General features: G+C 37.7%; 20 protein-coding genes and 1 pseudogene. 12 read left to right on the top strand and 9 right to left on the bottom strand.

What is annotated here, in order from left to right:
- The first annotated feature begins 30 nt into the window (after positions 1–30).
- Positions 31–2,787, top strand: coding sequence for an aconitate hydratase AcnA (gene acnA / locus AC2117_RS15955; protein WP_133975392.1), 2,757 nt, complete (start codon positions 31–33; stop codon positions 2,785–2,787).
- Between the two features lie 335 nt (positions 2,788–3,122).
- Positions 3,123–3,884, top strand: a complete 762-nt coding sequence (locus AC2117_RS15950; protein ID WP_133975390.1) for a ThiF family adenylyltransferase — start codon at positions 3,123–3,125, stop codon at positions 3,882–3,884.
- A gap of 50 nt (positions 3,885–3,934) precedes the next feature.
- On the opposite strand, the gene AC2117_RS15945 is transcribed toward AC2117_RS15950, so the two are convergent.
- Entirely contained in the window at positions 3,935–4,057 is a 123-nt protein-coding gene (locus AC2117_RS15945) for a hypothetical protein (RefSeq protein ID WP_133975388.1), read from the bottom strand.
- 95 nt (positions 4,058–4,152) lie between these two features.
- On the opposite strand from AC2117_RS15945, the gene AC2117_RS15940 reads away from it, so the two are divergent.
- Positions 4,153–5,052 carry a LysR family transcriptional regulator gene (locus AC2117_RS15940; protein WP_133975386.1) on the top strand — a complete coding sequence of 300 codons (900 nt, stop codon included), beginning with the start codon at positions 4,153–4,155 and terminating at the stop codon, positions 5,050–5,052.
- A gap of 8 nt (positions 5,053–5,060) precedes the next feature.
- Here AC2117_RS15940 and AC2117_RS15935 read toward each other — a convergent pair whose 3' ends face one another.
- Positions 5,061–5,573: a hypothetical protein gene (locus tag AC2117_RS15935; RefSeq protein ID WP_133975385.1), complete on the bottom strand. Its 513-nt coding sequence runs from the start codon at positions 5,571–5,573 to the stop codon at positions 5,061–5,063.
- Between the two features lie 334 nt (positions 5,574–5,907).
- Positions 5,908–6,924 carry a tRNA dihydrouridine(20/20a) synthase DusA gene (gene dusA, locus AC2117_RS15930; RefSeq protein WP_413773094.1) on the bottom strand — a complete coding sequence of 339 codons (1,017 nt, stop codon included), beginning with the start codon at positions 6,922–6,924 and terminating at the stop codon, positions 5,908–5,910.
- A 93-nt stretch (positions 6,925–7,017) separates the two neighbouring features.
- Between dusA and AC2117_RS15925 the strand changes: the two are divergent.
- Positions 7,018–7,968, top strand: a pseudogene (locus AC2117_RS15925) (tyrosine-type recombinase/integrase).
- Here AC2117_RS15925 and AC2117_RS15920 read toward each other — a convergent pair.
- The 6 genes from AC2117_RS15920 to AC2117_RS15895 all read right to left on the bottom strand — a co-directional run bounded on the left by AC2117_RS15920 (position 7,934) and on the right by AC2117_RS15895 (position 13,742).
- Positions 7,934–8,221: a pyocin activator PrtN family protein gene (locus AC2117_RS15920; RefSeq protein ID WP_133975383.1), complete on the bottom strand. Its 288-nt coding sequence runs from the start codon at positions 8,219–8,221 to the stop codon at positions 7,934–7,936. The pseudogene AC2117_RS15925 and the gene AC2117_RS15920 overlap by 35 nt on opposite strands.
- Before the next feature lie 526 nt (positions 8,222–8,747).
- Entirely contained in the window at positions 8,748–9,686 is a 939-nt protein-coding gene (locus tag AC2117_RS15915; protein WP_133975381.1) for an HpcH/HpaI aldolase/citrate lyase family protein, read from the bottom strand.
- Positions 9,683–10,843: a cysteine protease StiP domain-containing protein gene (locus AC2117_RS15910; protein ID WP_133975379.1), complete on the bottom strand. Its 1,161-nt coding sequence runs from the start codon at positions 10,841–10,843 to the stop codon at positions 9,683–9,685. The genes AC2117_RS15915 and AC2117_RS15910 overlap by 4 nt, the downstream gene beginning before the upstream one ends.
- Positions 10,836–11,615: an HAD family hydrolase gene (locus tag AC2117_RS15905; protein ID WP_133975377.1), complete on the bottom strand. Its 780-nt coding sequence runs from the start codon at positions 11,613–11,615 to the stop codon at positions 10,836–10,838. Before AC2117_RS15905 ends, AC2117_RS15910 begins: the two co-directional genes overlap by 8 nt.
- Positions 11,605–12,729 carry a phosphoribosyltransferase domain-containing protein gene (locus tag AC2117_RS15900; protein WP_227549210.1) on the bottom strand — a complete coding sequence of 375 codons (1,125 nt, stop codon included), beginning with the start codon at positions 12,727–12,729 and terminating at the stop codon, positions 11,605–11,607. The genes AC2117_RS15905 and AC2117_RS15900 overlap by 11 nt, the downstream gene beginning before the upstream one ends.
- Entirely contained in the window at positions 12,726–13,742 is a 1,017-nt protein-coding gene (locus AC2117_RS15895) for an ATP-grasp domain-containing protein (protein WP_133975375.1), read from the bottom strand. The genes AC2117_RS15900 and AC2117_RS15895 overlap by 4 nt, the downstream gene beginning before the upstream one ends.
- Positions 13,743–14,028: 286 nt before the next feature.
- Here AC2117_RS15895 and AC2117_RS15890 point away from each other — a divergent pair, with 286 nt between their 5' ends.
- From AC2117_RS15890 to AC2117_RS18900, 8 genes are all read left to right on the top strand, one after another.
- A complete protein-coding gene (locus AC2117_RS15890) occupies positions 14,029–15,243 on the top strand; it encodes a TerD family protein (protein ID WP_133975373.1) in 1,215 nt (404 codons plus the stop codon).
- 43 nt (positions 15,244–15,286) lie between these two features.
- Positions 15,287–15,862 carry a TerD family protein gene (locus AC2117_RS15885; protein ID WP_133975371.1) on the top strand — a complete coding sequence of 192 codons (576 nt, stop codon included), beginning with the start codon at positions 15,287–15,289 and terminating at the stop codon, positions 15,860–15,862.
- 20 nt (positions 15,863–15,882) lie between these two features.
- A complete protein-coding gene (locus AC2117_RS15880; protein ID WP_133975369.1) occupies positions 15,883–16,953 on the top strand; it encodes a DUF475 domain-containing protein in 1,071 nt (356 codons plus the stop codon).
- Positions 16,954–16,974: 21 nt separating this feature from the next.
- On the top strand, positions 16,975–17,553 hold the full coding sequence (locus AC2117_RS15875) for a TerD family protein (protein WP_133975367.1): 579 nt from the start codon (positions 16,975–16,977) through the stop codon (positions 17,551–17,553).
- A 107-nt stretch (positions 17,554–17,660) separates the two neighbouring features.
- On the top strand, positions 17,661–18,944 hold the full coding sequence (locus tag AC2117_RS15870) for a vWA domain-containing protein (protein WP_133975365.1): 1,284 nt from the start codon (positions 17,661–17,663) through the stop codon (positions 18,942–18,944).
- A 9-nt stretch (positions 18,945–18,953) separates the two neighbouring features.
- Positions 18,954–19,676, top strand: a complete 723-nt coding sequence (locus AC2117_RS15865; protein WP_133975363.1) for a TIGR00266 family protein — start codon at positions 18,954–18,956, stop codon at positions 19,674–19,676.
- A 12-nt stretch (positions 19,677–19,688) separates the two neighbouring features.
- Entirely contained in the window at positions 19,689–20,273 is a 585-nt protein-coding gene (locus AC2117_RS15860; protein WP_004649611.1) for a TerD family protein, read from the top strand.
- 265 nt (positions 20,274–20,538) lie between these two features.
- Entirely contained in the window at positions 20,539–20,685 is a 147-nt protein-coding gene (locus AC2117_RS18900) for a hypothetical protein (RefSeq protein WP_171459073.1), read from the top strand.
- The last annotated feature ends 530 nt before the right edge of the window (positions 20,686–21,215 follow it).

Here is a 21,215-nt window from a genome sequence, read left to right as displayed (position 1 = left end):
TAACATTGCCAGATATGGGAGGATAACCCGATGGCTAAGTATAGCAATATAAATAGTTTTAATGCTTTACAGACGCTAACAGTAGGTTCCAGCAATTATCAGATTTTTAGCTTAGCCCAAGCAGAGAAAACGCTAGGGGACATTGCCAAACTACCGAAATCTTTAAAAGTATTATTGGAAAACTTATTACGGTTTGAAGATCAACATAGTGTTAAAACAGAACACATCCATGCTTTAGCAGAATGGTTAAAAAATCGAAGCTCAGATCAGGAAATTCAATATCGGCCCGCGCGAGTTTTAATGCAAGATTTTACGGGTGTTCCTGCGGTTGTTGATTTAGCGGCTATGCGTGCGGCTATGGCTCAAGCGGGGGGCGACCCTGAAAAAATTAATCCGTTATCTCCTGTTGATTTAGTCATTGACCATTCGGTGATGGTTGACCATTTTGCCGATGACCATGCTTTTGCTGATAACGTACAGATTGAAATGCAGCGTAATGGCGAACGATATCAATTTCTACGTTGGGGACAGTCTGCATTTAATAATTTTAGTGTAGTGCCGCCAGGTACGGGGATTTGCCATCAGGTCAATTTAGAATATTTGGCCCAAGCAGTATGGTTGGGAGAAGATGAAGACAAAACTTTTGCATTTCCTGACACTTTGGTAGGGACAGATTCGCATACCACCATGATTAATGGTCTTGGGGTTTTAGGTTGGGGTGTAGGGGGTATTGAGGCTGAGGCAGCTATGTTGGGCCAACCTATCTCGATGCTTATTCCTGAAGTCATCGGTTTTAAACTCACAGGAAAATTACCAGAAGGTATTACGGCAACTGACTTGGTGCTTACCATTACTCAAATGCTTCGCCAAAAAGGTGTGGTGGGTAAATTTGTAGAGTTTTACGGGGATGGTCTGGCAGATTTGCCACTGGCTGATCGCGCAACTATTGCCAATATGGCACCGGAATATGGTGCGACTTGTGGTTTCTTCCCGATTGATGAAGTGACATTGGGTTATCTAAGACTAACTGGCCGTCAAAGTGACCGTATTGAATTGGTTGAGGCTTATAGCAAAGCACAAGGTTTATGGCGAAACGCGGGTGATGAACCTGTGTTTACAGATACTCTAAGTTTAGACATGACCACGGTGCAAGCAAGTTTGGCAGGCCCGAAACGCCCGCAAGATCGTGTGCTTTTATCAGAAGTGCCTAAAACCTTTAATGCACTCATGGAGCTAACTTTAAAACCAGCAAAAGAAGCTAAAGAGCGTTTAGAAAATGAAGGCGGTGGCGGTACCGCGGTAGAAGCGAAAAAAGCAAATATTCAACATGAAAGTCCATCTTGCGTGATTGAAGGGGAAACCTATCCACTCAATCATGGGGATGTTGTTATTTCAGCAATTACCTCTTGTACTAATACCTCTAACCCAAGCGTGATGTTAGCGGCAGGCTTGCTTGCTAAAAAAGCTATTGAAAAAGGCTTACAACGAAAACCATGGGTGAAAAGCTCTCTCGCACCCGGTTCTAAGGTCGTTACCGATTATTTACTGGCTGCTGGGCTTACGCCTTATTTAGATGAGTTGGGTTATAACTTGGTGGGATATGGTTGTACCACTTGTATTGGTAACTCAGGTCCACTACCGGAACCAGTGGAAGAAGCAATTCAATGCCATGATTTGAATGTTGCATCTGTACTCTCTGGTAACCGTAACTTTGAAGGACGCGTACATCCGTTAGTTAAAACAAACTGGCTTGCTTCACCACCTCTTGTAGTGGCTTATGGTTTGGTTGGTAATATTCGTACTGATTTGACCACACAGCCTCTTGGGTTAGGCAAAGATGGACAACCTGTCTATTTAAAAGATATCTGGCCAAGTCAGGCAGAAATTGATGAAGCTTTGCAGAAAGTAAATACAGAGATGTTCCACAAAGAATATGCTGCTGTGTTTGATGGTGATGCAACATGGCAAGCGATTCAAATTCCACAAAGCAAAACTTATGAGTGGGCTGATGACTCAACTTATATTCGTCATCCTCCCTTCTTTGAAGGTATTGGTGAACCCCCAAAACCAATTAAAAATATTGAACAGGCAAATATTTTGGCAGTGTTGGGAGATTCAGTAACGACAGACCATATTTCCCCAGCCGGTAATATCAAAAAAGACAGCCCAGCAGGTCGATATTTACAAGAGCAGGGCGTTGAACCAAAAGACTTTAACTCTTATGGTTCTCGACGTGGTAATCATGAAGTCATGATGCGCGGGACTTTTGCCAATATTCGTATTAAAAACGAAATGCTGGGCGGTGAAGAGGGTGGTAATACTATCTATATTCCAAGTGGTGAAAAGCTTGCCATTTATGATGCAGCGATGCTTTACCAACAAGAACATACACCACTTGTGATTATTGCCGGTAAAGAATATGGAACAGGATCTTCACGAGACTGGGCTGCTAAGGGAACAAATTTATTAGGCGTGAAAGCAGTGATTGCGGAGAGCTTTGAACGTATTCACCGTTCAAACTTGGTGGGTATGGGAGTGTTGCCCTTACAGTTCGTCGATGGTCAAACTAGACAATCTCTGAACTTGACTGGTCATGAGGTGATATCAATCCGTGGTTTATCGGATGGAATTGAACCTCATCAAATTCTTGAAGTTGATGTAAAAGGGCCGGATGGAGTCGCTAGCCATTTTAATGTGTTATGTCGAATTGATACATTAAATGAGGTTGAGTACTTTAAGGCTGGTGGTATTTTGCATTATGTACTTCGGAATTTGATTGCTTCATAAATCAATAAACTTAGCAGAGCCTTATAATGAATGTGTATGAGCTAATGTTAGATTTATAGGCGTATCTTTACTTTTTAAGAGGATAAAAAGTAACAAAAATCCTTTGTCGGGCTGATGGTATGTCCTTATACCACAGCCCAACTGGGCGGCATCCATGCCGCCTCACGTTAGTAAATGATGACTTAAATCTTAAATAATATAATTTGACTTATAATGACAAGACTTACCGTGAATTCAAATATCCCAATCTCAAGTTTTCTTTGATATGAAATACACTTTCTTCTGAAAAGCAGTAAAATACACACCGTGTTTTTATATCCCCCCAAAGAGTAGCAATGACCGATCTCCAACAAGATGAATATGAACGTCGTTTTGCAGGTGTAGCCAAAGTTTATGGTGATTCATCGTTCCAGCACTATGAAAAAAGTCATGTGATGGTGATTGGTATTGGTGGCGTCGGCAGTTGGGCGGTTGAAGCTTTAGCACGTACAGGTATTGGCGAGATCACGTTGGTAGATATGGACGTGGTAGCAGCATCAAATGTAAATCGTCAGTTACCTGCAATGACATCAACGCTGGGCTGTGAAAAAGTTGAGATTATGGCGGAGCGTTGTCGCCAGATTAACCCGCGCATTAGAGTAAATATTATTGATGACTTCTTAACACCTGAGAATGTTGTAGAGCTTTTAAATCCCGTACCGGACATTGTTCTAGACTGTATTGATGACGTTAAAGCGAAGTTGGCTTTAATGCTGCATTGCCGTTTTAACAAAATTCCTTTGATTGTGTCTGGTGGGGCGGGTGGCAAGCTTGATCCTCTTAAAATTCGCGTGGCTGATTTATCAAAAACAGAACAAGACCCAATGTTGGCAAAGCTACGTAGTCAGCTTCGCGCTCGAGGCATCTGTAAAAAGCCAAAAGAGAAATTTGGAATTACTTGTGTTTACTCAATCGACAATCCATTTTCTAATGCAGATGTTTGCCCATCGGCTGGGTTGCGCTGTGGTGGTTATGGTTCCGCAGTAGTGGTGACTTCAAGTTTTGCCATGATTGCTGTAGCTGAAGTTTTAAAGAAACTCGATTTAAAGAAAGCTTAATTTAAATATAAAAAGGCATGCTTTTATGTTTGGGCATGTCTTTTTCTTTTTTAATCATATAACTCTATTGTGTCGTGTTTAGGCTGTGTTGGAAGCTGCTGATCATAAAATTTAAAGCACCATAAAATTAAAATAATGACAGTGAATATGGCGAAACTTTTTAAATACTTCATGAATAATTCAACAAGTGAAGGGCTTTGATAAAAGTCTAGCGAAGCAAAAGTATCTAATCTAATATAGAAAATAGACTTAATGATCTAATTTTGAGATGGAAATGCTCACTTTAAAACAATTTCAATATTTCATAAAAATTGTTGAAGAAGGCAGTTTTACGGCTGCTTCAGAAAAACTCTTTATTGCTCAGTCAGCTTTAAGTCGACAAATTAAGCTATTAGAAGAAGAGATTGAGTTTCAGTTGTTTAATCGTACTGACAAAAAAGTAAAACTTACAGCAGCTGGTGAAGTCTTTTATAAGAAAATAAAAGATAACCTACACTACTTAAATGAAATTATTGATCTTTCTAAAGGTGTTTCGGAAGGGAGAAACCGCCAGATTAAGATTGCTCACTCGAGCAGTATTGTTATGGATGATAAAAAGGTTCAGATATTAAAAGAAGTGAGCTTAACCCAAGAGATCAATTTTGAGATAAACACCTTGTCATCAGAGCATCAAATTTTAGCTTTAATGAATGGTGAAATTGATATTGGTTTGATCAGGCCTCCGGTTCGGCACACATTAGATGAGATTAATGTTCTTAAGTTATATGAAGAACCCTTAATGGTGGCTGTGCATATTGATCATGCTAAGTTTGCAAATAAACAAGAGATTCAAGTTAAAGACTTAAAAGATGAATATTTCGTTTCTACACCACATTCTAAAAGAGGTGGTTTAAGCTATTTTGTTTCAAATCTATGTTTAGCTGCTGGGTTTACACCTCAGAAGGCTGCGATTCAGTCACGCAAAATTTCACAATTACAGCTTGTGGCTGCAAATTTAGGGGTAAGTATTGTTCCTGAAGAGTTTGAGCAGATTTTACCTGCCAATGTAAAATTGTTATCGTTGGCAGATCATCTATTATTTTCAGAGGTGGTTTTAGTCTATAGAAAAGAGAACGATGAAATTATTCAGCATTGTGCCGAACTCATTCATCAAACGTTTCAATCTTAGAAAATTGATTAGGCAGCTAATCTATAATAAGTATAAGTAACGCTATCGTCTTTATAAACATCATAGCTATTTTGTTTGAAGTCAGAGACCCATTCACTTCCTGTATATCCAGCAATATGTCCATATACGTGGTTACGAGTTCTGTGGATGATATAGATGTCGCCTTCTTGTGGTTCATCAAATGATGGATTTATCTGTTTGTAGCCAATCTTTTTGAGAGTATCTCCCCAGTCCGAAGCTGCAATGGGGTGATTCCTAATATCTGCACCAGCAGATTCGAGAGCAAGGCGAATACTACGTGCACAACGGGCTTTGCTACGTCTTGAAGTAATACTTTCTAATTTAGCTACAAATTTATCAACATCTATTGCTGGAGTATCTGAAGTTTCAGTTTGATGATTATTGGGCTTCATGGTGAAAGGATAAGGGAGGCTTGGGGTGCTGTGGGATACAACAATGGCTGCCTGATTTGAGTCCTGATACATATAATTATCAGCTACTTGTCCGTCATAAATAATCATCGTGAAATCTCTACCGTACTATCTATATCCATATTTAAAAAATCACCACCTACCTGTGGCGTTCAGAGATACTAATAGGCGTACCTTAAAAGTTTTGTTTGTGTTATGTAATAACGTATCTTTTTCCCAAATATTATTGCTTAGAGGTAAGAAGATATTCGTTAAAATGAAACATAAAAACAACTCAACTTAAGTTGTTGATATTATTATTTAAAAATAATTAATCAGAGCTTAAATTTGAATAATTTAATTCAGTCATTGCGAATATACTCAAAATCTAAGTCCCTGATTTAAAATGCCACATTTTCTTACAATTTAAGAAGCCATCACATGCTTAAGCCTGATGTTCTTTTAAATATTCCTCAGTACGAATTAAAGCTGATTGCATGTTGCAAATAGCCTGTTCTACATCAGCTAAAGTTTTTGCATTTCCGCCACTTAGCGCCTGACGCCATTTACGAGCACCCGGTAAATTTTGGAATAATCCTAAAATATGGCGTGTAATGATGGAGAGTGGAGCACCTTCAGCCATACGCTGTTCAATATAAGGTAGCATTTGTTCCATAATCTCGAATCGATCTGGAGCATCTAAATTCCAAAGCTGACCCATTTCCGCGAGTAAGTATGGGTTGTGATAGGCTTCACGGCCAATCATGACACCATCCACGTGCTGTAAATGTGTTTGAGTTTCAGCAAACGTTTTAATCCCGCCGTTAATTTCAATGGTGAGGTGTGGGCGCTCTTGTTTTAAACGGTAAACATCTTCGTAGCGTAAAGGTGGAACTTCACGGTTTTCTTTTGGTGACAGGCCTTTCAAAATAGCAATGCGAGCATGCACTACAAAATGAGTGCAACCTGTTGCAGCAACTGTATCTACAAAATGAAGCATCTCTTCATAAGAGTGCATGTCATCAATCCCGATACGGTGTTTTACTGTTACCGGAATGTTTACTGCTTTTTGCATGGTATGAATGCATTCAGCAACCAAATCTGGTTCTGCCATTAGGCAAGCACCGATTTTATTGTTCTGTACACGGTCGCTAGGGCAGCCTACATTGAGGTTGACTTCATCGTAACCCCAGTCTTCGGCCATTTTTGTGCAGGTCGCAAGCTCTTGCGGGTTTGAACCGCCCAACTGTAATACGATAGGGTGTTCTTGAGCGCTATAGTCTAGATGACGTTTTGCATCACCAAAAAGAATGGCGCCTGTAGTGACCATTTCTGTATATAGCACAACGTTTGGGTTAAACAAGCGCGCAAAGAATCGATAATCCTTCGTTGTCCAATCCATCATTGGGGCGACACTGATTCTTGGAGATTTAATAGTTTCAATGGTTTTGTTAAGAGTCATTAAAAATCATACCTTTAATCAGTGTTTTGTAACTTGTTTGAATCTGAGGGAACTCATGTTTAGCTGCGTTAATCTGTTTGCGTTTACACCATAATGGAAAAAATAGTTTATGGGTCAATTACTGCCAGAAAAAGTGCAGATGGAAGTGTTAGTTACCGAGCTACTATCCGGATCAACAAAAAAGGTTATCCAGCTTACTCTGAAAGCAAAACATTTCATTCAAAAAAGTGGCAGAAAACTGTCTTAAAAAAGAGAAGTTGAGATCCAAGAAAATCCAGAAATTTTACTTGGCAAAGAACAACTGATTGATCTAGCTTTGTCAGATGCCATAGATAAATACTTGGATGAAGTTGGGAGCGAATACGGAACAACGAAACGCTATGTGCTCTACTCTTAATTAAGAAGTTGCCAATCGCGCGCAATATTATCACAAAAATACATTCAATACATTTGACTGAGCATGTTGCTCTAAGACGGAGAGGTGTGCCGAATCTTGGCTTAGAACCAATTGCAAGTACACAGCAGTATGAGCTTTTACATATTAGAGGTGTTCTATCTCATGCATCTGTTATGTGGGGCATGGAAGAAGCAGAGTTAACACGTTTATGGCGGCAAGATTATGATTCTTACAACTCTTCATGGAAAGTCTATGATTTGAAAAATCTGAGTAGTTCTAAAGGTAATCACAAGTCTTTTTATGTTTTGGAGCCACGTAAAAACAATAATTGAGCATATTTATTAGATAATGAAGTGCGAAGTTGTATGCTGCGATTAGGGTATGATAAATAGCTCTTATTGCCTTTGAACCTAAAAAGCATAGGAAAAGAGTTTCGTGAAGCATGTAAAATACTGGGAATTGAAGATTTACATTTTCATGATTTAAGACATGAAGGCTGTAGGAGACTTGTAGAACAAAGTTTTACGATACCTGAAATTCAGAAAGTAAGTTTGCATGATTCATGGGGGAGTTTGGAGCGATATGTATCTGTTAAGCGAAGAAAGGAGACGCTTAGCCTTGATAATTTGCTAGAGTTCCTTTCATAAAGGCTTCAACTCTTATCGCTTGATAACGTTGTTTAAGGATAAATGCTAAGTCAATAATATCAACTAAATATGGTAATTTTTGGCTTTCATCAAGTTTATAACATACAAAGGGGAACTCCATTTTTCTAGCCTTTTCAAGCAATTTAGCTTTACTTAGGTGAGGATAGTAAATTTCACCCACTTTCTTTAATGTTGGTATTGATGTTCTAAACTGCATGAAAACATAGTCTGATATCTTAAGAACTGGATTCATGTTTTTTCCTTTTATTTTAAAGTCTTAAATTAAATTCGTGGTCCTGAAAATGACTATAAGACATGTGGCAATATTAAATTCTAGCTCAACATAAGCAATGTGGTAAAAAGAGCGATTTTTAAATAGACATGCCTAGATTGAATCAAATTCAGCAAGGGTTGCAGGAGAGTGTTAGGGCTTTGAATTGAATAAAGGGCGTCGATTGATGCCCTTTATTACTGATTTAATTTTTAATAGTAAATTAGCTGGGAGAATAATAGCTCTATTTCTTAGAGTTTCAAGTATTTGGATTTTTGAGTCCTCTCCTTGAGAAAATCGAAAAATAGTTTTTACCCAATTTCAGTAGGCAAGTTAATAGCAAAAATTTTTTAGAATTAAGTCAGGTAATGTACACGCTCGAATTGCTATATTCAGTAAGTTTACTAAATTAGACTGACCCTATACCCGAGTTATATCTTAAATTTGGCTAGTATAGGAGAAATTCAATTTCTTCATGTTTGTGCAATAAAATTTGGTATTAAAATAGTTAAAGTGAGAATGTATTGAGCATGAATTTTTCTTGGCTTGAGGCCTGAGGTTTAGATAAACCAAAAGTTTTATAGCGTAATAAAATCATCTCTGCCCAATTGCGATGTGTCGCTGGTTCTAACATGGAACCGTGGCTTTTAAATACACTTTTCGCATCTTGCGATAAAATTTGCTGTGCTTCATGAAATTCTTCGCTATTGATTTGCAAGGCGCGATGAATATATTCAATTTGTGAGGGATGAATGGCCGTTTTGGTATAAATGCCGTTATTCATATCTTGGCATAATTCATCCATCAGCAATTGCGTGCGGTCAATATGTTCACATACAGGTGAACTGAGTTGAAAGCCCGCTGGAATAAATAAGCCTGCCAATTGTGCAATTAACATGCCCACTGGAGTTTGGTAAATCGTACTGTTTTTAGGGCGACGTAAATGTAAACAGGACAACAGGTCATTACCGCCAATTCTTAGACATAGGGTTTTATGAAAGTCATATTTGAGTGCTTGATTAAGCTCCATATTATGGCCCATATCAAAAATTTCTTTGGTTTCAAGCGTCGGCATCAGGTTGATATTGGGTGGCAAAATGTCCATCCACTGCTTTAAATCGTGCAGCGTAAACTTGGGTAAAATCATGCCACTATAGGTGTGATTTAAGTCCCAATCGACAATATGTTTCGCCATTTCAATATTTCTAGGGCGAATAAATATCGCAGGCGCCTTTAAGTTTGGCTGCTCTAAACGTTTTTGTAATAAATGCTTTAAATTGACCATGGCTGTTTGCACGTCTTTTTCCAACACGGCATCTTCTAAACAGACCGCAATCGATTTTAGTATTGGAAATTTAATGCCTTCAGTCACTTCCCATAATTGCTCATGGGTTGCAGGAATGTACATAGTTGCACCCAGCTCAATCGCATGTTGCAGTTGTTTCATTTATTTTTCTCGACTTTTTTTATCAGAGTCACTGCATGATATGGGCCTAACTTGGCACCTAAAATATCTACGGCAATATTCCGTTCTTTGGCAAAATGCAGCAGTAATTGTACATGTGGATTGGATGGATCACGGATTAATATTTTTTCAGGAACGCGTCTTAATACGGCACGCGTGGCTTCTGCAATACTAGGCTTAATATGATTAATATTTTTAACTGTATAGGTCTCAAAGATCCAGTCAATGGTATTTAAACAAATTTTTTGTTGTTTGAGTCGAATGTGATTATTCCAATTTGCCAAATCGCTATGCGGATGCTGTTGAATAAGATTTAATATTTTGTCGATAAACTCGACTGAAATATCATACTGAGCCAGATGTTGATAGATTAAACAGCTATGCCAATTCTTCGGATCGTAGCAATTTTTCTTTGCCAGATCGAAATCAATCGTATCTTTTAAAATAGTCCGTGAGGTTAAGCCTGAGATCACGGAACCTAGCATACCAAACGGAATCAGCCAATCTTCACAACTGGCACTTAACCACGAATAACCACCTAAATCGGCTAAGGTCACAAGGCGAGGAACCTCCCACCCTGCATCAAATAATGCGGGATAATCTGCCAAATTTTGGGTCAATTCTCGACAAATTGCACCCTTACCCGTCCAGCCATCGACAAAAACAATATTTTCCGCGCCGTGTTGTTCGATAATCGCCTGCAATGCTGCAAAATCAATACCGCGATCACGGATAATACTAATCCCGTAATGCTCACAATCCTGATGCTTGTGAATATAGTGTTTAAGGAGTACACCTAAAGGGATGCCAGCGCGAACCAAGCTAACTAAAATAATCGGTTGCTTGGGAAATCGAACCATCAGTGAGTTACCAATCTTCTGCACATCACTTGCCAGACGTTCAGCACCTTGCTCAAAAGCGTATTCAAAATGTCGCATTTGTTCATCTGAAGGTGGATGTTCAACACTAATCATTTGTGAATAGTGTTTTTTCCCAGATTGAATCAGATACTCTTTTTCAGCTACGGGTGTGGGGTCTATTTCATCAATATTGAGCAAGAAGGTCACATCTTCAGGTCGATAAGAGCCATGGAACCCCAGTGTTTGAAGACTAGATGCTAACGCATGGTTTTTATACATGTCCTAAATATCCTTTTGCCTGATGATCTTGTGCTAGATTTTGTACTAAAAATTTATCTAACTGACTATTTTTAGGCATACCAAACCAATCACAGCAGCCTAAAAAGCCTGCATCAGACAAACTGTCGCCCCAACCTAAAATGGCACGTTCACGATTTGGGTCATATTTATTGATAAAAAACTCAACTGCTTTTTGTTTAGACACAAATTTGGGAAGAATGGCTAAATTATTGCCATTGATATGGACATAGCAGTGTTCAAGTACTTCAGCAGGTAAGTGTTCAATCATTTGGTGCAGAAATAAAGGCACAGGATCATTTTGCTTGGCAACAGTATAAATTTTCCCACCATTTTCTTGCATCGTCCAAGTGCGGATTGAACCAAATGGTTTGGCATAATCGAGCAATAGCGCTGGTAACTTAGTCAGTAACTCATCCAGTTCAGCTGCCGCCTTATGCTGGATTTCAAGCCATTCCTGATCAACCTGTTGATCTGCCGCTAAAATAGTTCCACCATGTGAACATACCGCACCATGCAGAAAAGGAAGATGTACCCGCTGCAAGCCTGCAACTGAGCGTGCAGTCACAGGAATAACATCAGCAGATGCCAACAACCAATTCACAAAAATTTGCTGTTTGGGAAGCATATAAGACAGAGGCTCACCAAATTGATCTAGCGTTGCAATTTTATGTAATGGTGTCGGAGGACTTTTACGATTTGTTTGAAACAGCGTGTCATCTAAGTCAACAAAAATTAACGGCTTAGGATTCATAACTAATAATTTCCAGATTTTTTATTTGTTCAAACAGGACAGGATCGACGCTATCTTGAGCTGTTTCAATGACCAATAAAACTCGATCAAACTGTTGATGTTTAACGTTATAGGCATAGTTATTAATATTTAGTCCATAATTATCTTTAAATGCACAAATACTTTCAACGGCATGACCTTGCTTGATGGGAGAGCGTGTGGTTGAGCTGTAATAAACTTCAGCCCCTTGCTGCTCTAATTGCTCGGCAATTAGAAATGGAATCCAACTAAATTCACCCGAACCTAAGACCAAGATTTTTTCATGGGGCAAAGGTGGTTGAATATTTTTCCAAGCGCTACAATTTAGAAAGGTCGGTTCGCGTCCCCAATCATGAGGGGCAATAATTTTTTGAGCTTGCTGCTGGGTTGAGCTGACATCGGGCATGTCAATGTCTATAGGTTGCTGGTTCTGCTGCCATTGCCAATGGCCATGTAATAATGACACCACTTCAACTGGAATCCCTAAGTCATCAGTGACTAAATGTTGTTCCGCCCAATTGACCAAGGTCACCAAAATAATCCGCTCAACCTGTTGTAAACCCGATTTTTTCAGGCTCAAGATTAAATTTCTAAAGGTCTTTCCTGTTGAAATTTCATCATCAATTAAAATAAGCGTTTTCGATGCAATCACATGCTGATGCTTAAGTGGATCATGACTGGATAAAATAAACTGATCTTGTGCATGACTATGTTCTTCTAAAAACAAGCCTAAGGTCGGTAAGGTTTCAACAGGATGTCGCGTGGTGGTTAAAAAGATGGCATTTTGTCCAAAATCTTGTTTCAGTTCACGATAAACACCTGCCCCTAAACCTACGGCGGTCTCTGCCATACCAATCACACTAATGGGATAGGGCAGATCTTTGGGAATGATCGCAGCAAGATCTTGATAACTTCTTTGCATCGCGGATGGTGCAACGGGGATATGTTTTCCAAGAATTTTGGAAACAAATAAGAATGCACGTTTAGGGTTAATTCTTTCTGCAAAACTGAGCAGATCATCCAATTTCCATTGTGGATGATGCTGATTCACAGTCACACTAATACGACCACGACTTAAATCAATATGTTTTATCAATGTGTATAATCCATTTTGAAACTTTGTGTAATGGGTAAAACTTGAACGACGGGAACGAAGTCAGTATGTTGCAGTGTCAATTGCAATTTTTCAGCCATCAGTTCTGCAATTAAATTAATTCCAGTATGTTGTGTATAGGCAAAACCACCTGCGGGACGCGGGTTAATTTCTAAAATATGCCATACCCCCAGATCGTCTTGTTTAAATTGAATATTGATCAATCCATCACATTGGAAATGTGGCACCAGAATTTTGCAGATTTCATGACAAGGATGCTCGATATAGCATTGCTGATAAAATTTAAATTTGACTCGGGTCACTAAGGCTAAAATTCGCCCATGGCTACAGGCAATATCGACGGAACATTCTTGCCCCGTTAAAAACGGCATAATCAAATACTCAATAGGTTGATCTAATTGAGCATAGGCTTCTATAAATTGTTGCGTATTACACTGCGTATTGAGTTGAAATTGCTTAAAATATGTAACTTCATCTCGCAGTTGAACAAAACCAGAACCATATACGCCGTACACGGGTTTTGCACAAATATGTGAATATTTTTTTTGATAATCAGCAATTGCTTGCTTTAATCCAACAACATGATCCACTTTCGCAGCAGGAATATTCGGTAAGTTTAAAGCTTCACAAATTTCTCCAAATAGGAATTTATTGTTCATGTTTTCATGCTGCGCTACACCAGTGGCACCTGTCACTAGTTGAATATCATGCCGAGCAAATTCTTCACGAAATTTTTCAATAAATTGACTATGTTTTCCACAAAACAGTAGTTGAATGGAATGCACTTTACATTGTTCTAAAAGCCAATTTGCACTGTATTCAACGGGGGGTTGTTGAAAAAAATAATCTGCGCAGAGCTTTAATTCTGGACGTTGTTTACTATGAGAACAAAAAATCGTCAGATGGGCAGATAAATTTGAGCGTTTTAATAATTGAATAATGTCGTTTTGACAGGAGTAGCTTTCAGCAATCCATATATTGTAGTGCGATTTCACAGTAGAGTTGTTCTCAATTTTCTTTAATAACAATTATAAATTTATGCTTCCATTCTACATGAAATATATAAAATTTTTCATGTAATAAATGAATAATTATCCTAGAAAGTCATTGGGTTGGTATACGCTCAGTGATGTGGAACGGGTTTTTATATTGTTGCACTTGCCGCTTGAATCTGCCTATGTTAAAACAATATAGGGCAAATAAAATAATTTTTAAGATATTTTTTTATATTCATATACTTAATTTATTAAATGAAATATTACAATATTGTAAGAGGGTCGTATGCAACTTATTGCGGGTGGAAACATTGCTTTAGCATCTGAAGTGGTCGAGATATTAATAAAAACTAGTATTCTTAATCAAGTAGAGGTTGATTGTACTGCATATCTTTTAGCACAAAGTACGCAAAAAGTGCGAGGTGATCAGGATATGATTTTCTATGGGCAAACTCAAACACGCAATCAAAGTGTGGTGCTGACTCAATCTAATTCTAATAATCCATATTTAACTAAATTTAAGATTAATACCGCATTACTTGATCCACAAATTCAAAAAGTTACTTTATGTGCAACAATTAATGAACCAAATAATTTTAGTCGGATATCTCCCATCCATATTGAACTTTTATCCGGTACTCAAACCATCGCTAATGCATTGATTCAGACCCAGTCTAAAACAGAAAAAGCATTAATTTTGGCAGAAGTGTATAAACATAATGATAAATGGAAATTTAGATTTATTGATCAAGGCTTTAATGGGGGCTTGAAACCTTTGGCTGAAAATTTTGGTGTCGTGATTGAAGAAACTCAAAGTAACATTCCACCGACACCGACACCGACACCGACACCGACACCGACACCGACACCGACACCGACAAAGTCGAATCTTAATTTGTCAAAAATTAAGTTAGATAAAAATAATTCTAGAATTAATTTAACTAAAAAAGGCGCAGGCTTTGGCAAAATTTCGGTGAATTTAAACTGGAATAAATCCACAGCTAAATCAGAATCCTTTTTCCAAAAATTAACTCGCTCTAATTCAATCGACCTAGATTTAGGGGCGATGGTACAGTTTAAAGATGGCAGTATTGATTTAGTCCAACCCCTTGGAAACCGATTCGGTCATTTTGACCAACTGCCTTATATCAAATTAGATGCAGATGATCGTACAGGTGCATCTCTAAATGGTGAAAATTTACATATTAATGGTAATCAATGGGATCGTATTGAGCGCATTGTCATCTATACCTATATTTATGAAGGTGCAGCACAGTGGGCAGCAACAGATGGGATAGTGACCATTCGTCTTCCAGATCAACCTGAAATTGAGGTACGTTTAACTGAAGGTAATCAATTAAATACCTGTGCAATTGTAGAATTAAAAAATATAAATGGCGAAATTCAAGCCAATCGAGAAGTACGTTATTTTGAAGGTCAAAAAACCTTAGATCAGTTTTATGGTTTTGGTTTTCGTTGGACCAAAGGCTCAAAAGATTAACACTATCCATTTAATTTACATGTAATAAAGAAGAGGGAAAATTATGGCGATTTCATTAAATAAAGGTGGAAATCTATCTTTAAGCAAAACAGATCCATCACTTAACCAAGTTTTGATTGGCTTAGGTTGGGATGCTCGGGCCACTGATGGCGTAGATTTTGACTTGGATGCCTCGGCATTTTTATTGGCTGCAAATGACAAAGTTCGTGGTGAAACAGATTTTATTTTTTATAACCAAACGCGCTCTCCAGAAGGTTCTGTAGAACATACCGGTGATAACCGTACGGGCGCGGGTGATGGTGATGATGAGGCAGTTAAGATTGATTTAGCGAAAGTGCCTGCTGAAGTGCAAAAAATTGCCATTACCGTTACCATTCATGATGCAGAAAGCCGTGGTCAAAATTTTGGACAAGTGCAAAATGCATTTATTCGCGTCGTTAATGATCAAACGAATGTTGAAATTGTACGTTTTGACTTAAATGAAGATTATTCAACAGAAACAGCGATGATTTTTGGCGAGTTATATCGTCATAACGGTGAATGGAAGTTCAGAGCTGTAGGTCAAGGTTATAACGGTGGTTTAAGTGCTATGTGCCGTCAATATGGCATTAGTATTTAAACTCTATTCTTAGGTGAAAAATGAAACACTTCCGTTTTTCGATCATCTTTAGCATTATCTGCTTGGCCATTTCGGCATATTGGGGGTTAACCCATGGCCCCCAAGCCGGTTTAATGGCAATGTTTAAAGTATTGGCTATTACTGCAATTTTAGCGGTTATGGAGGTATCACTCTCCTTTGATAATGCAGTCGTCAATGCCTCTGTACTGAAACATTGGAACCAATTTTGGCGAACCCTGTTTTTAACCGTGGGTATTATCGTTGCTGTTTTTGGTATGCGACTCATTTTCCCGTTGCTTATTGTCGGTGTCACCGCCGATATGAGCATGATTGAAGTCGCTAAATTAGCATTAAATGACCCCACAACTTATTCAGAAAAACTGATGACCCATCATGCTGAAATCGCAGCATTTGGTGGCATGTTCTTATTATTGGTATTTCTGAATTTCTTGTTTGATGATGAAAAAGATGAACATTGGTTTCATTGGCTTGAATCAAGATTAGCAGATTTAGGTAATATTCAAGCGATTTCAGTTTTCATTTCATTGGTTGTGCTACTTATTTTAGCAAGCTACATCCCTGATGCATCACGTTTAGTTGTGATGATGGCTGGTGTTTGGGGTATTGTCGTCTATGTGGGAGTGAAAGTCATTGGCCATCTATTAGAAGGCAGTAGCAATGATGATGAATCTGAAAAATCAAATAGTGCCACTGCAACAGGTACGATTGTCAAAGGCGGTATTGGTGGTTTCTTATATTTAGAAGTATTAGATGCCTCTTTTAGTTTCGATGGTGTAATCGGTGCTTTTGCAATTACCAGTGATGTGGTAATTATAATGCTGGGTCTTGCCATCGGTGCGATGTTTGTCCGTTCAATGACCATTTACCTGGTTGAAAAAGGTACGCTTGATGCTTATGTATATTTAGAACATGGCGCGCATTATGCAATTGGTGCACTTGCGTTGATTATGTTGGCGAGCGGCACAGGATTACATATTCCAGAGGTTATTACCGGATTAGTGGGTGTTGCCTTCATTGTTTGGGCTGTCATCTCTTCAATTTCATATAGTAAAAAGCAACAATCTTCATAAACGAAAGTTAAGGAAACAAAAATGGCTATTAATTTATCAAAAGGCGGAAATATCAATCTTTCCAAAACTGCTCCGACGATGAATAAAGTCGACTTGGGTTTAGGTTGGAATCCACGTGCAACTGATGGTAAGGCATTCGATCTAGATGCTGTCGCATTCTTAACAGGTGAGGATGGTAAAGTTCGTTTAGATGGTGAATTTATTTTCTTCAATCAAAAAACTTCACCATGTGGATCGGTTAACCATAAAGGCGATAACCGTACTGGCGATGGCGAGGGTGATGACGAAACAATTTCTGTAGACCTATCTAAAGTTCCTCAAGAAGTTGCAAAAATTGTATTTGCTGTGACGATCCACGAAGGACAGCAAAATGGTCAAAACTTCGGTATGGTCGATAAAGCCTATATCCGTGTGATTAACCAAGATGCAAATGCAGAAGAGTTGGCACGTTTCGACTTGTCTGAAGACGGTAGCACTGAAGTTGCGATGATTTTTGGTGAGTTATATCGCCACAATGGCGAATGGAAATTCAAAGCCGTTGGTCAAGGCTTTAATGGTGGTCTGGGTGCGTTAGCTGCTAGTTATGGTGTTGCAGTTTAAGCGAATCAATTAAAGTACTAAAAGAGTCATCTTTTAGTACTTGAAAGTAATTGGTATAAATCTATTTTATATTGAATTATTTTCAAGTACTAAATTAGAGAATAAAAATGCAGTTAGTTTCTGGACAAAAAATAGCACTTAATCAAGTTATTCAAAATGATCAAAAATTTACTTTACGTGTGCAATTTAAAGCAGCATTTGATATCGATATATCCAGTTTTGGTGTAGGACAAAATGATCAGCTTTTCCATGATGATTATATGACTTTTTATAATCAACCGCAGACGCCTCACTGTGAAGTGCAATATCTTCAGCAAGAAAATTTGAATTTATTTACTTTTGATTTAAGTAAAATAAATGCGACACAAACGCCCCGATTTGTCATTTGTGCAACTGTGGCAAATGATCAAGCAACGATGCAAAATATTCAAAGTGGTCAAATTTCTCTTGTAAATCAGCAAGGCGAAGTATTGGCAAATTATCAATTAAATCCATCAAATTTTAGCCAAGAAAAAGCAGTCATGTTGACTGAAATTTACTTTAAAAATGATCTGTGGCGCATGGCTGCTATCGGACAAGGTTTTAATGGTGGATTAACCGCATTAGTGAAACATTTTGGCGGGGAGGTTGCTGAAAATTCTTCTCCTGCCCCTACAGCGTCTAAAATTGATTTAAAGAAAAAAGTTATTTTAGATAAGGTGGAAAAATTTGCACCCCATTTGCTCGATCTCACTAAAAAATCACTGATTAGTTTAGAAAAAAATAAATTACTTGAGGTAAAAGCAAGAGTGGCGTTGATATTGGATTATTCAGGTTCAATGAGCCAACAATATAAATGTGGTGATGTGCAGAAAGTTATGGATCGCATTATACCTTTGGCAATCAATTTTGATGACGATGGCAGCTTTGAGTGCTGGGCATTTGCAGAAAAAGCACTCCGTTTAAATGATGTAAGCCTGAATAATTTGAATAACTATATAGCTTCAGAACAAGGAGGTTATAAAAAATGGAATGCAGGAGCTGGCTATAATAATGAGCCTGCCGTTCTTGAAGAGGTTTTACATTATTTTACCAAAGAAAGCCCATCCAATTTACCGGTCTATATTGTTTTTATTTCTGATGGTGGTGTTTCTGAAGCTAGAAAAATTAAAAAGATTTTACAAGAGGCATCATTGCAACCCATATTTTGGCAATTTGTAGGTATTGGTGGCAAAAATTACGGTGTGTTAGAAAAATTAGATACCATGGAGGGGAGCGTGGTAGACAATTGTAATTTCTTTAAAATAGATAATATTGAAAGTATTTCTGAATCAATGTTGTATGACTTTTTACTTCAAGAATTTCCGATATGGTTAGCAGAAGCAAAAAATAAAAATATCGTGAGAGCATAGGTAAATATAATGGCAGAATTTAGTCTTGTTGGTAGCCCAGAACCTTTTTTACATGTCAGTATGCAGCAAGGTGAAGCAATCTATTGTGAATCTGATGCGATGGTCATGGTTGAACAAAATCTTGAGGTTGGCGGTAAATTACGTGGCGGAATTTTTCAAGCTTTTATGCGTAAATTTACCTCTGGAGAGTCTTTATTTCAACAGCAAATTAAAGCCGTGAGAGGTGCAGGAGAGTGTCTATTATCACCGAATTTAGATGGTGATATGCAGATCCTTGATGTGGGTCAACGACAGTATATTTTATCTGATGGTTCTTTTGTTGCAGCAACCGAACACACCATGATCAAAGCAAAAGTGCAAAGTAATATAGGCGGTGCATTGTTTGGGGGCACAGGCGGTTTTGTGGTTATGGAAACCAGTGGGCAGGGTAAAGTGTGTATTTCTGGCAGTGGAACTTTACTCGAACTGGATATTACACCAGAGCAAGGTGAAGTCACCATCGATAATGGTCATGTTGCGGCTTGGGATGCATCATTAAATTATAATATTGGCATTCCGAGTTCTGGTGGCGGTGGTTTTGTTGGCAATATCGTCAATAGCTTTACGAGTGGTGAAGGTTTAGTGATTAAGTTCCGTGGACATGGCAAAGTGATTGTGTGCTCACGTAATCGTGCGAGTTATTTACAGTGGTTAGCTACGGCTTTAGGTCGTGGTCATTCAAATTCAAACTGAAGGAAATTATAAATGGGCATTAGCTTAGTAAAAGGTCAAAAAATTTCTTTAGAAAAGGGTGATGGTTCATCTTTAACTAAAATATTTCTTGGTGCAGGTTGGGATGTCGCAAAAAAAGGCGGTTTACTTGGCATGTTTGGTGGTGGTGGTGATTCGATTGATCTCGATGCCTCTGCAATTGTTTTTGATGAAAATAACAAAGCGTTAGATAGCATTTGGTTCGGTCAATTACAGAGTCGTGATGGCAGTATTAAACATTCTGGTGACAATCGTACTGGTGATGGCGCGGGTGATGATGAGGCAATCCATGTGGATCTGACTCAAGTTCCTAGCCAAGTGAAATCAATTGTATTTACAATCAGTAGTTTCCGTGGACAAACTTTCGAAAAAGTTGAAAATGCTTTTTGCCGTGTAGTTGACGCTACAACCAATGTTGAAATTGCAAAATATAATCTTTCAGCAAAAGGTAATTATACAGCATTAATTATTGCTAAAGTTTATCGTCACAATGGTGCATGGAAAATGTCTGCATTAGGCGAAACATGTAATGGCAAAACAATTCAGGATATGGTCCCATCCATTTTACCTATTTTATAAAGTAGTTTAATTTTTTTACAGTTGCTAGATGAATGCGATAAAAAGGTTTATCTAGCTTTTGCTAAACGTACATAATAGATATCTTTTATAAGTTAAAAAGTGATTATCTTTTTGCTGGATATTTTTACCATGTACTTTTTAGCCTTTGTACATAACCTGTATATTAAATACCCGATTCAAAGAAGCTTCCGGATACTTAGTTCAAACCAAGCAAATTGATGAAAAAAATAAAGTCGTAGGATTTTATCAGGAAGTTTTGGATCGTATGTCAAATCAGGGTTTTGCTAATGCTATTTTTGAAATGGATTTAGAAGATGAGGAATTATTTGAAGATAGATCTGAATCTGATGTAATGCAAAACTTTGATAACCAACGCGAGGCTATAAAAAACTTAAAAAGTGCTATCTGTTAGGTTTGATTGTACTGATTTAGCTCATGTTAATTTTGTTATTGATAATCTTCTTTGTAATATAAAAAATATATTAACTTTCATTTATGAAAATTATTTAAATTATAAATATTTAACTTATATCTTAGAAGAAGATAATGCTAAATATAATTGGTCAATTTATCTTGGATATAGTACAAAAAACTATATTAAAATTGGATTACAAAACTTAGGTCTATCTAGAGTTACAGCACCACCATTATAAAATTCTTAAAAAGTTTATTGATTTTAATGAAGAATTAAATGAGGTAGCAAACGTTAATAAATATGTATTACTTGAAAATATTAAGCCTCATTCTTTTGGAATATGAGAATTTTTCAATTTTTTATAAAACTTTTAAAATATTCTAGTTTAAAAGTATTACGCCAATTTCACACTTTTAATTTAAGTAAAGGAATGATATTTAAATAAAATTTTTTATGCGATCCAATCCATGATTGGAGCGACAGAAATACGAGGTTGTAACGATTGAAGTGATTGCATAACCAAGAGA

Origin of the sequence: Acinetobacter calcoaceticus, from assembly GCF_900520355.1 — a bacterium.
Taxonomy (GTDB): Bacteria; Pseudomonadota; Gammaproteobacteria; order Pseudomonadales; family Moraxellaceae; genus Acinetobacter; species Acinetobacter calcoaceticus_C.
Note: the sequence above shows the minus strand (reverse complement) of the source record. Positions and strands in the feature narration are given on the sequence as shown.